The organism is Indolivaga macrotermitis (assembly GCF_900128985.1).
GTDB lineage: Bacteria > Bacteroidota > Bacteroidia > Bacteroidales > Dysgonomonadaceae > Dysgonomonas_A > Dysgonomonas_A macrotermitis.
On the sequence record NZ_FQUC01000003.1, the window covers coordinates 19,345 to 35,049 of the forward strand.

Genomic DNA, 15,705 nt, shown 5'->3' on the forward strand with positions numbered 1-15,705 from the left:
AAAGTATAATTCCTGTGATTTTTTAGAGAAGCTTAAAATATAGCTATAGTAGGATATTATAACCTGCTGATTATCAGTTAATATTTCAATTGATTTTATATTTGATTAAAAAAGAAGTAAACATTTGTGATTAAGAAGTTATATAGTATTCGAAATTATCTATTGCATTATTGCTAGATATTAAAAACAAAAAGAAGCGTTCGTATTAAGCTGATGTTCAGCGATATAATAAGTATTTCGTTAGACATTCCATTTTTTAAATAGTTGCTAATTGTAGTGTAGCAAAAGCTTATACATAAAAACACCCCCACTACAAAGTATGTAATAGGGGCGGTGTAAGGGTAGTATTGGTATTGACTAAACTAACTCCATTTGATATATCTCATTTTGAGCATTTCGATAATCAATTAACATTTCAATGCAATCAATCAAATCCAGATTTAGATTTTTATATTTTTGAATTATTACAGAGTCAATAATGGTTAAAATCCATTCTGAAACTTCCTCTTTTTTCTTGTCCTTGAAATGTGTTTCATGTTCCATAAATTTGAATAAGGGAACTAAAGATTCTAATAGCTTCTTTCTGAAACTATTTCTATTCTTTCCTACTTTGGATTTTTCTTTGCTAGCCCGTTCTTTGATTATAGGTTGTATGGCTTCTAATATCTCTCGTAAGGTATGTCTATCTTTAATTCTCGTAGATTCTTTATTTTCATCATCTTTACCCAAAGAAAACGATATATGAAACAGGAGGTTATCTTTTCTTGTTAACTCCTTATACAACTGGTCTGCTTCAAATCTAGCCTCCCTATCTCTTTTTGCATTATTGGGGTCGGCTTTCTGATTAAGATAGAGAGCGTATGACATAGTATAACCGAAAAAGGTTAAAATAATATCCTTCTGTTCCTCAGTGAATTCTGCAAGAAAGCCTTTAAATTCATCTATATTGTTATTCGAGAATTCAGTAAATGCAAAATTAGCTATATCTCTATAACGAGAGAAGCCATATTTATTCGGGATTGCATATTTATTTATCATAATAGATTTTTCTTATCCAATTTTCATTTGTACACGTTGAAAATATCCATTGTCTGCAAGCATTGCTTTTTCTTTATTGTTTAATTTGAGGTAAGTTTTTAGTTGTTCCTCACTCTCATGTCCAGATATGGCTATTATTTCTGACAATTTACATCCTGCTTGTTGCATATTTGTACACAATGAACGACGGCAACTATGAGTTTTAACCATATCGCAGAATCGTTTAGATATTTTAGCCTTCATGCCAGCTTTATTTTGATTTATTTGAACTATCTCTGTAAACTCAGCCTTTTCGCATATTTTCTTTATATAATCATTAATCTTCTGGTCATAAGTCTTAGGTAAAGTGCCATTGTATTTATTCAATATCTCTTTAACCCTCCAATCTAAAGGTATATATACGGTCTTATCCGTTTTCTCTTGACATAATTCAACATATTCTAGTCCATTGGATAACTTTGTAATCATGCTAGAATTAATTCGCTTATAATCACTCACACGCTGTCCTGTTAAGCATCCGACAACAAAAACATCCCTTACCTTCTCCCATGCAAGATTATCGGATAAATCCATATTATAAAGTATTTCAATTCTTTCTTGAGTTAAGTAAACATTGTCTACTTCTTCATAATTAGCGACAAAATCAGAGTTTTCTATCTCCCTATTGTTATGGAGCTTCATATCTTTAGCTGCATACATGACAGTCTTTAATATTTTAATCATACGCCCTACAGTATTCGCAGCGTATTTTCTATCGAAGATCAAATAGTTTTTAAAGTCTCCATGAAAATCCATAGTGATATCTTCAAAATCTATCACTTTATTTCTGTCATTTTGATAGTCGTTTAGCCGATTTCTAAAACCCTTAATGCTTTTAACTGTACCTTCACTTACTTTTTTATTCGAGCGTTTCTTCAACCTTTTACCTGTTTCGAGGTCGTTAATATACTGTTCTATAAATTTATTTAGAGTTATTGGTTTTTCTATTACTTTAGGTTTTAATTCTAGGTAATAAGCATTTATAACTTCTTGTAACCATTCGCTAGTATAATCTCCAGAATGGCTGTTAAAAGCTTGAACAATGGAGTCTTTCAGTCCTCGAATTACTTTGTTGGTTTCTTGTATTAAATCATTGCTTTTATCTGTTTCTTCCACTAACTCATTTCTCTCTTCAATAGAAAGACCTTTGGTGTCTTTACTCGTTAGATATTTTAAATCCAACTCTTCTTTTTTGAGATTCCATGACTTAATTCTTATCGTAGTCTCAGTGACTCCATAGAGAGCTTTTTTCGCATCAATATTATATCTAACTCGAAGTATTGCAAATTCCGCATCTTTTTTGCTAGTTCTGTAGGTTAATTTTAATGTTGCCATAACTTTATTTTATCTCTTTATACAAAGATAAAGTTATTTTTTAGTTGCACGGTATTTGCACGGTAAATGTTTTAATTAAACAAGTTAAATTTTATATCAACAACAATAAAATATTGGTAATTAACATACTTATAACATATTCTTAACTAATCAAAACTATACAAATATTAATTTTGAGGTTCGCCAGGAACCTCAAATGCATGTTTAAAAACCTTGTAAGTTGCTATCTTACAAGGTTTTTTTTATACCCAAAGTGGTGACCACTTCAGTATATGATGCGTTAATTAGAATAGAATCTGCTTCGCTGGATGTGCTCAATACTTCACATCAATAATAGTCAGGAATATAACTTAATTTTTAATTCGTAACTGCTCCTTATTTTCCATTATTCTGTTTCTCAAATTCTTTCGGAGTCATCCCATACTGGCTCTGAAACAACTTAATAAAATATGAAGGAGAGTTAATTCCTATCAGATAACAGATTTCACTTACCCTGTATTTTCCCTCCTGTATCAGCCGGACGGACTCCTGCAGGCGGACCAGTCGTATAAAGTCGGTCGGAGTTGTGTCGGTTATAGTTTTTAACTTCCTGTGTAAGCTCGACCGGCTCATGTGGATAGCATCCGCAAGACCTTCTACATTAAAATCCGAATCAGATATATTCTTATTTATGATTTCTATCATGTTATTTAAGAATTGCTCATCCGCCCTATTCATTCCCGATTGCTGTACCGGCAAAAATGGCTTTCGGAGGAAGAGTTCTCTTTCGCGTCGTCTATTATTCATCAGCGATATTAATAAGGTCTGCAGATATTGAAAAGAAAAAGGTTTTTCTACATAAGCATCCGCACCAATTTCCAATCCTTTTATTTTGCTGCTCAGGTCGTTTTTAGCAGTAAGTAGAATTACTATTATATGGCTGTATTCGATTTCCGTTTTTATCTTTCTGCACAATTCGAATCCGTCCATTTCGGGCATCATAATATCGCTGACTACTATGTCTATGCTCTTTAGTTTCAGTACTTCCAATGCTTCTATTCCGTTCTTTGCTTTTTCTATCACATAGTTTTCATTTAGTTTTTCAGCAATGAAGTTTAGCATATCAGGATTATCTTCTACCACAAGAATTGTTTCAGCTTGTTTTTTCTTTCCCGGTTCTTCCTCATGTTCAACGATGTAGTCGGAAGGTTTAGGTATATCCTGCTCTTCTTCGGCAGGAATATGCGACAACGGAATTTTCAGGATAAAATCATTACTTTCCACTGCCGAAGAATAGAATAAATATCCATCATGCAATTCGGCTAACGATCTAGCCAGAGACAGACCTATTCCTGACCCTGTAGTTTTGCGATTTAGTGCCTCCATTTGAAAAAACGGCTCAAATATCTTTTCCTTCAGTTCTTCAGGTATCTGCTCGCCATCATTCGATACTTGTACCGTAAAATAGGTACTATCCGCCACTACAGAAATTTCTATTTCCTGTTCGGAATATTTCATGGCATTTGACAATAGATTATTTATTATCTTGGTAATTCCATCTCTGTCTACCATCGCATAAATGGGTTCGTTGTCTACGGCCGATAGTTTCAAGCTTTTCTTTTCAAAAGAGGCCTGCTGCTGAAACCTGTCTGTAATTTCTTTCACCAAAATGATCATATCTGTTTTGCGGAAGCTCAATAAAAATTTGTGACTGTTTACCTTCCTGAAATCCAGTAACTGATTAATGAGTTCCAAAAGGTTGTTCGTATTCTGTTTGATATACCGCAGATTTTTATTTACCTTTTCGTCCGGAATATCCATTTCAATGATGGATTCCAGTGGACCGCTTATCAGCGTAATAGGCGTACGGATTTCATGGGCAATGTTGGTAAAGAAATCCACCTTCGCTTCATAGAGCTCGCGCTCTTTCTCTATTTCAAACAGTTTTTGCCTTTCGGTATTCCTTTTCTGATATTTTTTCAATGAAAATTTGATCGATAAATACACTATCGTAACAAAGAGAATAAAATATATAAAATAGGCGATGTTTGAAGCCCACCATGGGGGTAATATAATAATCTCCAGCGAAGCTCCTTTTTCGTTCCACAAGCCATCGTTATTTGATCCCTTCACTCTGAATGTGTATTTACCCGGAGGCAGTTTAGCGTAAGACGCACTGTGGTTATTTTTAGTATATATCCATTCCGTATCTATATTTTCCATTTTGTAGGCATACATATTGGCTTGGGGGGCGGTATAACTGAGCGATACAAAATCAAGGATAATATTCGCCTGATTATATGGTAATTCTATTTTTTCGGTGTACAGAATACTCTTTTTCAGAGGCGAGTCTTCCATATCGGAACCTATTTCCTTATTGAAGACAGACAACTTGGTAATATACACAGGGGGCATATATTTATTCTCTTGAAATTCATCCGGTTTAAAGGCTATCAAGCCCTCCATACATCCGAAGTATAATTTCCCCGAGCTGCTCATCAACCCCGACTTATAGTTAAACTGATTGGATAATAAACCCTCATTCTGCGTGAATATTCTTACGGCCTTACTTTCTGGGTCGAATTGTACCAGCCCTGCATTGGTGCCGAACCAAAGGTTATGGTTTTTATCCTCCAGTATTTTGTATGCTACATCGTCGGGTAATCCGTCTTTTATAGTGTAAGACACAAACCGCTTGTCTTTCTTATTGTACATGCAGATACCCCCGCGATCGGTCGAAAACCAGATTTGCCCTTTGTGATCTTCTGTTATGCTGCTGACGGAGTTGGAACTCAACCCATTCCTATCTTCAACTTTGTGATGAACGATAATGTCTTGTTGCTGGTCGTACTGAAAAATTCCATTATTAAGAGTTGCTACCCATATAGTTCCTCCCGAATCTTCCATAATGTCGAACATGTAGCTTGGCTCAAATTTTGTTATCTGTTTGAACTTCATACTGCCTTTGTCAGCCACAAAGATACCCCAGGCATTACCCAGCCAGATTTTTTCGTTATGGTCTTCGCATAGGGCATATACGCTTTCTTCGTTCAGCCCCATGTCGAGGGACGAATAGTGTTGTACTCTATTCTGTGGCATATGAATTATGTCCAGCCCGTTCTTGAAGAATCCCGCCCAAATATTGAAATCCTGCACCAACAGGGCAAGAGCTTTATTGTAAGACAGATTATTTACCATACTGAACTTTTGTGTCTTCGGGTCGAAAGTGGATATACCGCTATCTTCTGTTCCTACCCATATTGTCCCGTTTTTATCCTCTTTTATTTCTCTTATCCGTTTCGAGTGGAGTGATCCTGATTCGCTGGTCGGAAAATATTTTTCAAACTTATTATTCCCGGTGGGGAGATAATTTACGCCGCCGAAATTGGTTCCTATCCATACGCCGCCTTCCCGGTCTTTATATATCTTTTCTACGATGTTGTCGGATAGAGAATGGCTGTTGAGAGGGTCTTCTTTCACATGATCTACAGTCTGCCGCTTTTCGTTTATGATATATAGCCCAGCCTGAGTTCCTACCCATATTTGGTCGTCGTTGATAACTGTTACGTGCCTTATTATCTTATAATTTGCGTCGGGTAAGCTCATATCTCTCAGTATATTCCGGCGTTTGTCGAGTTTCAGTAATTTTTCTTCATGTATTCCGATGATGATATCCTCATTGTAATGGCAGATCGTATATATATTTTTTCCGGCAAGGCTTGTATTTCCGCCCTTATTCCCCAAAAACTGAGTGAAAGTGTCATTGGATTCATTATATCGGAATACTCCCGAACCGTTCGAACCTATCCATACCCGGCCATTTTTTTCGATGGCGATACATTGCGGATTGCTTATGCTGGGGTTAAGTTCTTCAACAACGGTATATAAATATAGTTTCCGGCCGATGAGATCATATTTGAATACTCCCTGATTGGGTACCACAATCCATATATTGTTATTTTGATCCTGCTGTATGTCAGCCACCCATCCCGTGATACTGTCCCCGTGTACAGTTTTAACGTCGAAAGAGCTGAATCGTTCCGTTACCGGGTCAAAAGTAAAAACACCTTTATCTGTACCCAGCCATAAATTTTTGTCGGAATTTTCAAATAGTGCGCTAATGTTATTATTTCCTTTTCCTGTTATATGGTCGTAGCAGTTATATACTTTAAAGGATACCCCGTCGTAACGATTGAGGCGGTTGCGAGTTCCGAACCACATAAAACCGTAACTATCTTGACAAATGGATTTCACATTATTCTGGGATAAGCCCATGTTCCCATCAATTATAGATAGGTAATAATTGCTGGCAGATATATCCATTGCGGAAAACAGAAGTAGAAATGCGGCTAAAAATATATGCTTCATGGTAGACTATATGCTAAGTATCATATTGGTAACGAATATACATATTTCTAAAATCACATCTGTAGCAATAAATACAACAAATGTCCTAATGAGAATGAAAAAGTATATAGTTGCTACATATCTGTTATTTTTTGAAGAGATAGAAGTGTTTGTTTTCTCAATAATACGGATACTTTTGAAGAATCAAACATGGTAACAAATATTAATCTTTTTTAATACAGGTAGGCAGGAATCTCTAATGATTGATCTAATCTTAACATTCATTGATAATTGTTTTAATCTTAAAATTCTATGAGCAAATCAAATCTTAAATTCAGGCTAAGAGCGGCAATTACTATTCTGCTGTTCTTTGTTTCGGGGGTCATTGCTTTTGCACAAAATGTCACAGTATCAGGAACTGTCACCGATCAACAGAATGAACCTCTAATAGGGGTTTCGGTCGTAGTGAAAGGTACAACAACAGGTACCGTCACCGATTTGGATGGAAAGTATTCCATATTGGCGGCTAAGGGTGCAACAATAGTATTCTCTTACATAGGCTTCAACCCACAGCAAGCCATTGTATCAGGTGTAGTCTTAAATGTACAGATGCAGTCGTCCGACTCTTATATGGACGAAGTCGTAGTTGTAGGAACCGTAATGAAAAAGAGCGACTTGACAGGAGCCGTTGGCGGTATTAATGCAAAGGTACTGGCCGAAAAACCCGTGACCAGTGTCAATCAGGCACTTCAGGGCCGCTTGGCGGGAGTTTTCATTTCACAGGGAGCCAAGCCAACCGACGAGGCTTCCATCAGAATCCGTGGTATCAACACCATCGATGGCTCTACCGATCCTATTTATGTGGTCGACGGTATCGTTATGGATAACTGGTATGGCGGTTTCAACGCAACCAATGTGGCCGATATTGCTTCTGTAGAAGTATTGAAAGATGCTTCGGCAACAGCTCTCTATGGTTCCCGTGGTGCCAATGGGGTCGTTGTTATAACCACAAAGAAAGGTCAAGCAGGCGAAGGTAAAGTGTCTTACGATGGTTGGGTAGGGTTTCAGTCCTTCGGTCATCAGCCCAAATTGATGAATACGCAACAGTTGTATGATACTCGTTCGCAGGCATATATAAACGGCTATATAGACAGTTACTCGAAAACGAACGGTGGAGTTGCACCATCTCAATCGCTGATAGACAATTACATTAACAGCGAGATTAAAACACCGGACAGGGTTTTCACCTCGGCCGAATTGAAAGCTCTCGAAGAGGGTAGGTCGTATAACTGGCTCGATGAGATGTTGCGTAGCCCGGCTATTCAACAAAACCACGTTCTGAGTTTCTCGAGAGGTAGCGAAAGTGGATCTTTCTACCTAAGTTTTGGCTATATGAATAACAAGGGGTTGATCAAAAAAACCGAACAGACCAAGTACACAGGACGTTTCAATGCCGACCAGTTGATCAAGCCGTGGCTGAAGGTGGGTACCAATACCTCGTTTACCTATACTTATAATTCTAAATTGTACAAAGATGAGGTCTTTTATATGGCTCGTGGAGCCAGTCCATTCCTGGAGCCGAACGACACCGATCTATGGACAAGTTGGAGTAGCGGTACCAACAATGATCACAACCCTTTGCGTTCGTTGAGAATCGACAATGACGAAAGGATGAATCGTTTAGTAAGTTCCAATTACATTAATATAGAGCCAATAAAGGGTCTCAACATTCGTTCCACCTTTTCTATCGACTACGGCACCGCCGGGCGCAACAGTTATGTACCGAACGATATAAGCGAAGCGCAACGCGACTCGCATGATGGCCGTGCAACGGACAATCGCGATACCCGCACGGTGTGGCAGTGGGATAACTCTATCTCCTACAATCACACTTTCAACAAAGTGCATCAACTCAACGCAATGGTTGGTACCAGTGCCACTAGTACGAAAACAAATTGGCTAAACGCCCAAGCCGACGGTTTCTTTCTTAACAACCTCACATATCATAATATGAATGCCAACCTGAGAAAAGATCGTTTCGGGTTGAAGTCGGACTGGAATGAACAGGGGCTGATGTCGTATATCACACGAGTTAGTTATTCCTATAAATCCCGTTACCTGTTGACAGGAACCGTTCGTGCCGACGGTTCTTCTAAGTTTGCCGATGGGCACAAATGGGGTACTTTCCCTTCATTTTCCGGAGCATGGAACATTGCTGAAGAAGGTTTTATGGCAGATCAGAATATCTTCGACCAACTCAAACTGAGAGCCGGTTTTGGTGTCGTTGGTAACCAGAATATTGGTGATTTTATGTACCAGACACTCTATCTGATAAGCGGGGTTGTCACTGAGACCGGATACACTCCAACTTCCACACTCGAAGACGGACGCCGCGGTACACCTGACATCTCATGGGAAAAGCAGCAACAATGGAATATCGGTTTGGACATGGTGTTGCTCGATAGCCGACTCAATCTATCTGTAGACGCATATCTTATAGACAACAAAGATCTGCTCATGACCCGCATGTTGCCCGGTATTTCGGGTTATCAGAAAGCTACCGAAAACGTCGGAGCTATCCGGAACAAGGGATTTGAAGCCTCGCTGAATGCTCATATTATACAGGGACAAGACTTTACATGGGATGCTTCGGCCACGTTTTCTTTAGACCGCAACAAAGTTACCTCTCTTTATGGTGGTCGTAGGTTCATTTACAAATTACAAGACCAAACTGTCCAAAACGAAGGTAACCTATTCGTCGGACAGCCGCGTAATACCTTTTATATGATGCCCTCCGCCGGTATTGCACAACAATCGGATATGTGGTATGTAAACACTCTCGACCTCGGCGGTCGCGAAGTTAGCCCCGGCGATTTACTCCCTATAGATGTTAATCACGATGGTAGGATTACCGAAGACGGAGACCGTATCGTTGTGGGTTCGAAAGACCCTAAATTCTACGGCGGTTTCTCCACAGATCTTGGTTGGAGGGGACTCTCTTTAAATATGGTATTCACCTACTCATACGGAGCCAAACGTGTGGGCGGATGGTATAACGATATAGTCAGCGGTTATGGTAAGGGAATGACTTCGGCCGATCTGATAAACAACACTTGGACACCTGAGAATACCGGAGCCGAATTTCCCCGTCTGTTAGCAAGAGAAAGCTCCGGTTCTCAACGGTGGGGACAAGGTGAACTCGATTCCAGCCTGTGGGATGCCTCGTTTTTGCGTATGTCGGCTCTGACGCTCTCATATACTTTCCCTGAAAAGATACTCAGCAATATCCATATGTCTAACCTTAGGGCTTATGTAACAGGGTCTAACCTATTCTGCATCACTCCTTATAAAGGGTACGACCCCGAATTTGGGGACTCCTATCCCTCTACACGCATGTGGACATTCGGTGTTAATATGTCTTTCTAACGGCGGTAAAGTTTAAACATAAAAAAGAAATATAACAATGAAAAAGATATTCAAATACTGCGCACTATGCGCAATGGCCGGAATGTTTGTACTCTCCACTTCCTGTAACGATCTTCTGGAAGCTGAGCCGAGCGGGAAACTGACTGAAGCCGAAATGTTTGGAAATGTCAAATCGGCCATGCTGATCGTAAACGGATTGTATGATAAGAACCTCAATGCAATGCGCGGATGGGAATTCCTGCGTACAATGGTAGGAACGGACGAAGCAAGGTATGCCCGCAATCGCCACCTAACCGATAATTACGGTCTCGATGGAAGTTTTGACACTTATGGCGACGGACTTAGCGGCAACAACTCGGGACTGGGTGCACTATGGAATAACTATTGGGCTGTAGTAGTGGAAGCCGGTAAAGTTGTTTATTACCTAGGTGAAGACGAGTCGCCCGAAGCGAAGCAGTTGGTTGCCGAAGCCCGGTTTTTGCGGGCGCTGAATATGTTCAGGCTCTCCGTACAATGGGGCGATATTCCTATTCTGGATCCGGCTCTGGAAGCAGAGTATGGTACTGATCGCCAGCCTGAAAATGTGGTGTGGAAATATATCATAGACGACCTTACTGCGGCCATTGTCGATCTGGCACCCGAATCGTCCGATTCATTTCGTGCTACCCGTTACGCTGCTTTGGCTATGTTGGGTAAGTCACTAATGTATGCTCCCGAGTCTACCGGTCTCCGCAATTTCGCAGAAGCCGACAAATGCTTCGTGGAGATTATAAACTCCGGCAAGTATGGTCTGGTTTCTAATTATAAAGATTTGTGGAATAATGCCCCGTTTGAATACCCCAAAATCCCTGCTGTGTCCGATTTTCCCGACAGGCCCGACCTTATTAAAACTCCTAATTTTAAAGAAGGCGGAATATCCGAATCGCTCTTTACAGTAGAGTTCACCTATCGCTCCGATGACAGCGGCTACAATAGTTATCAGTGGTGTACCGGATCGTGGGAATTCGAAACATGGTTCGCTGGAGAGGCCTCATGGCTTTCCGGTTACGAGTACATGGTACCCAATATATTTATGTACGAAGATGTAAATACTGAAGCCGATTTTATTCACAATTATGAGTTTCCGGATCCGGTTCTCGGCCCACAACTGATTGACAGAGGTGTTGGCGTCTGGGAAGACGGTGATCAGCGCAGGGATGCTTCCATACGTTACGAATGGTACTATTATACCGATACATATTCGGAACAACCGGCCCTTAGCTATGGAGCTAACAACCTTGCTACTTATAAAAATAAAGGCACTGCGGGTCAGTTCAAATGGATACAGGTCAACGAACGCAAAGCTCAATTAGCTGATAATATGCGCGATGCGATGAACCCACATATCAAGAAATTCGAAGATTTCCGGTGTGATGTGAACACTGGTCTAGGGATAAGTATGTTCCGTACTCACAAACCATTCCCCGTGATTCGGTATGCTGACATCCTGCTTCTGCACGCCGAATGTCTCAGTGAAGCTGGTAATATCGGCGAAGCCATAAATGTTGTACAGAATCAGGTTCGTAAACGTGCATGGGGAGATGGCACACCTTCGGCTTGGAATCCGGCATCGAAGGAACAATTCCGAGATATGATTATGGATGAGCGTATGCGTGAACTTGCTTTCGAAGGATGGCGCCGTACCGACCTCATTCGTACAGGCAAATTCGTGAATCTGGTGAAGAGTCGCAACGATTGGGTTATAGAAACTCCGGGATATATTAATGAGAACAAAAAACACTGGCCGGTTCCTCTTTCCGAGATCACCGAATTCGGCTGGACTCAAAACCCGGGATACATACAATAATATTCATAAAAAAAATCAAGAACGATCATGAAAAATATAAAATTTGTGGTATTGTCTCTGTTGTCTCTTGCTCTGATTTTCTCTTGCACAGACGATGAAGAAAAGAACCATATTCCCAATACCGGAGCCCTCGAAATGGGAATCGTGGTACCGGGTAACGAAAGTGTCACTCTCTGCTTAGACCTCAAAGACAACGCTAATGTAACCAGAGCAGAGGTGTCTTGGGGGGATGATGGAAGTGCCTCCTTCGATATTGCAGGCAACCAAGTTCAACAGAAAATAGCTGTTCCCGAAGGTTCTTATATTTTTAGGGTGTTAGCATACGATGCAAACGGTAAGGAGGTAATTAATTTTCCGATGGCCGGGAAGTCTTATGGGGCAAATTATATAGGGACGTTGAAGAACAGCCGCGTGCCCATCAAGTTCAGACTCAGTCCCGAGAAAGATGTGAATATCACATGGGCTGACAATCCGGCAGGATGCCTTAGATCGGTGGTAAGCTACATCAAGGCGGGAGAAACAGAACCAACCGTGATTAATGTGACGACCGACGAGACAACATCCTTCCTTGAGAAACCGGCTCTTGAGATTGACGAAGAGGGTAAAGAGGTATTCCGCTTCGAAGTTATGAGCTATTATTACCCCGAAACGAAGCTGTTAAACACCTCGCAGAGACCCGTGTCGGTACCCGCCGATATTGTATTCGACGAGTTTCCCTCGACTATTACCAAGTACGACAACGGCCCTGTTGACGTCACATCGGTTTACATAAAGAACCCGGGACCCAACATGGTGGGAACGCCGGGTGCAGACTCAAGATTTGGAAATCTCACCGACTGGCAAACCAACACTGCTGCGAAAAACCGGGATGGTAATACCTATGGCGGATGGAAACAAGGCCTCATAGGTTGGGAAGTCGGTTGGGGTGCCGATCCTATCACCAATGGCAAGATATGGCAGAGTCCCACCCTTCCGGAGGGTACTTACGAATTGTCTATTTCCTTTGGCGGAATAATGACAGATTGGGTCGACCTGAATCTTGTCGTTGCTCCGGGCTCCGAACTTCCAAATGTCGAGAATCTTTCTACGCAAGCGATAACATACATGAGGCTGGTGAATGACCCGGTTCTGGGAAGCGACCGCAAGCTCACCTTCAAGTTGACGGGAGAAGACCAGAAGGTTTCGATCGGTGTTGCTATCACGGCAACGGGTGGAGATGCTTGGATCGATGCCATAAAATGGTTCAAACTTGTCGACCTCAAGATATATGACGAATAATTTTATAACCACAGGCAGGCGGCCATTGACCGGGCCGCCTGATAATGATAATTAGGTTATTTTGAAAATCAGTTACAAGTTACTTTGTCTTTCGGTACGTTTGTCCGCCTACTTGTAACTTGTAACTTTTTTCATATATATTCATCACAACAACAAACAATATCTTAATAAAGAGCTATAAGCATGAAAGCATTGGTATTAAGCATTCTCCTCTTCTTTTTGGCTGCGGTTACTACGCCGGGTCAAACCAAAGAGATTATACAAGTAGAGACGAACAACTTGGCGATGATTTTCACCGCCAGTCCCGGCGGGAAAGTAGTTTTCCAATATTGGGGCAATAAACTGAATGGCGCCTCTTCGTTCTTAGACAGGAAAGTAAAGGGGCAACCCGACACTAGCGATGATTTTGCATCGCAGCTGTATCCCGCTTATGGCGGACGTTATTACCTTAATCCCGCATTGAAACTAACGCATGACGATGGTGTGCTCACTACTGAACTCGTCTATGCCGGCTCACAAACAAAATCACTTGATGATAACAGGACTGAAACAATTATCAGCCTGAAAGACAAACTGTATCCTGTCTTTGTGGATGTACGCTTTGTCTCTTATAACAAAGAGAATATTATCAGCCAGTCGGTTACCATATCTCACAGCGAAACCAAGGAGATATTGGTAGAAAATCTGGCATCCTCATATATCCCTCTTCATGCCGAATCGTATTACCTCACCCATTTCAACGGTACATGGGCTCTCGAAATGCAGATGGAAGAAGAAGAACTGACTCACGGCACGAAAGTTATCGAATCAAAAAAAGGAATAAGAACCACACAGTCCGAAAATTCGGCATTTATTCTGTCGCTGAACGGCCCGTCGAAAGAAGATTCGGGTGAAGTTTATGCCGGTGCTTTAGCGTGGTCGGGCAACTATAAGCTATCCTTTGAATTAGACGAAACCGGAAAGTTGGGTATTACGGCAGGGATGAATCCTTTTGCTTCCACATTCCATCTCAAGCCCGGACAAAAGTTGGAAACTCCCGAAATGATATTGACATATAATGCAAATGGCATAGGTCAAATATCACGAAACTTTCATGACTGGACACGCAAGTACAATATGGCTCACGGTGACCAATTGCACCCTATTATCCTGAATAGTTGGGAAGGAGCCTATTTCGATTATACCGAGAAGACTATTACTGATATGATGGACGATGCCGCCCGGTTCGGGATAGAAATGTTCGTGTTAGACGATGGCTGGTTCGGCAATAAATATCCACGGAACGGTGACAACGCAGGCTTGGGTGACTGGCAGACAAACAAAACGAAACTGCCAAGAGGAATACCATACCTTGCCGATTATGCCGTAAGCAAAGGAATGAAATTCGGTATCTGGATAGAACCCGAAATGGTGAACCCCGACAGCGAACTGGCCGGAAAACACCCTGAATGGATTATAAAGAGCGGCAAGCGCGATATATTGCCCATGCGTAATCAGTGGCAGTTGGACTTGAGCAATCCTGATGTTCAGGATTTCGTATTCAACACATTTGATGAGGTTGTTTCCATGTCTCCGAATATCAGCTATGTAAAATGGGACGCCAACCGGCATGTTGACAACGTGGGCTCGGAATATCTCCCCGCAAATGAGCAAACCCACTTTTGGCGCGAATATATAAAAGGATTGTATAGTGTATATGATAGAATCAGGGATAAATATCCTGATATTCAGATACAATTGTGTTCGGCGGGAGGCGGCCGTGTAGACTTCGGCGCACTAAAGTATCACGACGAGATTTGGGCGAGCGACAACACCAATGCCCTTGATAGGATTTTTATTCAATATGGAACCAATCTGTTTTTCCCGGCCATTGTAACGGGGTCGCATGTATCCACCAGTCCGAATCATCAGACGGGTATGATGATTCCTCTCAAGTTCCGTTTCGATGTGGCTATGTCGGGTCGTTTGGGTATGGAGCTGCAGCCGAAAGATATAGGTGACGAGTACGAATTTGCAGCGAATGCAATTAAAGACTATAAGTTGATACGTCCGGTTGTTCAGTTGGGCGACCTTTACAGATTAATCTCTCCTTACGATAAGAACGGCTGGGCATCGCATATGTATGTGGCGAAAGATAAAAAGCAAGCAGTATTCTTTGCTTACAGCCTTAAATACCATGGTCGTACGACATACTTCGAAACCAAGTTGAATGGGCTTGATGCGGATAAAAATTATAAAATTACCGAGCTAAACGTAAAATCGGGTCGAAGTTCTTTCTATGGAAACGGTCAGACCTTTACAGGTGACTACCTGATGAAAGCGGGAATCAACTTGAATATAGGAAATCCGTTCGATAGCACCGTGCTGTTGATTACAGAAGAATAATTATTTTAGTACATGATTCTTTTTTGTTATGA

Annotated in this window: 7 protein-coding genes; 4 read left to right on the top strand and 3 right to left on the bottom strand. The window is 41.1% G+C overall.

What is annotated here, in order from left to right; genetic code table 11:
• Positions 1-357: 357 nt before the first annotated feature.
• From BUC12_RS05755 to BUC12_RS05765, 3 genes are all read right to left on the bottom strand, one after another.
• Positions 358-1,038 (bottom strand): hypothetical protein, encoded by a 681-nt coding sequence (locus tag BUC12_RS05755; RefSeq protein ID WP_062177127.1) that lies wholly within the window; start codon positions 1,036-1,038, stop codon positions 358-360.
• Between the two features lie 12 nt (positions 1,039-1,050).
• Positions 1,051-2,412, bottom strand: coding sequence for a tyrosine-type recombinase/integrase (locus BUC12_RS05760; RefSeq protein WP_062177129.1), 1,362 nt, complete (start codon positions 2,410-2,412; stop codon positions 1,051-1,053).
• 375 nt (positions 2,413-2,787) lie between these two features.
• The gene (locus tag BUC12_RS05765; protein ID WP_062177132.1) at positions 2,788-6,759 is read right to left on the bottom strand and encodes a hybrid sensor histidine kinase/response regulator transcription factor; all 3,972 of its coding nucleotides are present in this window, start codon (positions 6,757-6,759) and stop codon (positions 2,788-2,790) included.
• Between the two features lie 291 nt (positions 6,760-7,050).
• Here BUC12_RS05765 and BUC12_RS05775 point away from each other — a divergent pair, with 291 nt between their 5' ends.
• From BUC12_RS05775 to BUC12_RS05790, 4 genes are all read left to right on the top strand, one after another.
• Complete coding sequence (locus BUC12_RS05775) at positions 7,051-10,164, top strand: SusC/RagA family TonB-linked outer membrane protein (RefSeq protein WP_082141879.1); 3,114 nt, start codon at positions 7,051-7,053, stop codon at positions 10,162-10,164.
• A gap of 37 nt (positions 10,165-10,201) precedes the next feature.
• Positions 10,202-12,010, top strand: a complete 1,809-nt coding sequence (locus BUC12_RS05780) for a RagB/SusD family nutrient uptake outer membrane protein (protein ID WP_070808557.1) — start codon at positions 10,202-10,204, stop codon at positions 12,008-12,010.
• Between the two features lie 27 nt (positions 12,011-12,037).
• Entirely contained in the window at positions 12,038-13,288 is a 1,251-nt protein-coding gene (locus tag BUC12_RS05785) for a DUF5013 domain-containing protein (RefSeq protein ID WP_062177141.1), read from the top strand.
• A 183-nt stretch (positions 13,289-13,471) separates the two neighbouring features.
• A complete protein-coding gene (locus BUC12_RS05790; protein WP_062177144.1) occupies positions 13,472-15,673 on the top strand; it encodes an alpha-galactosidase in 2,202 nt (733 codons plus the stop codon).
• Positions 15,674-15,705 lie beyond the last annotated feature (32 nt).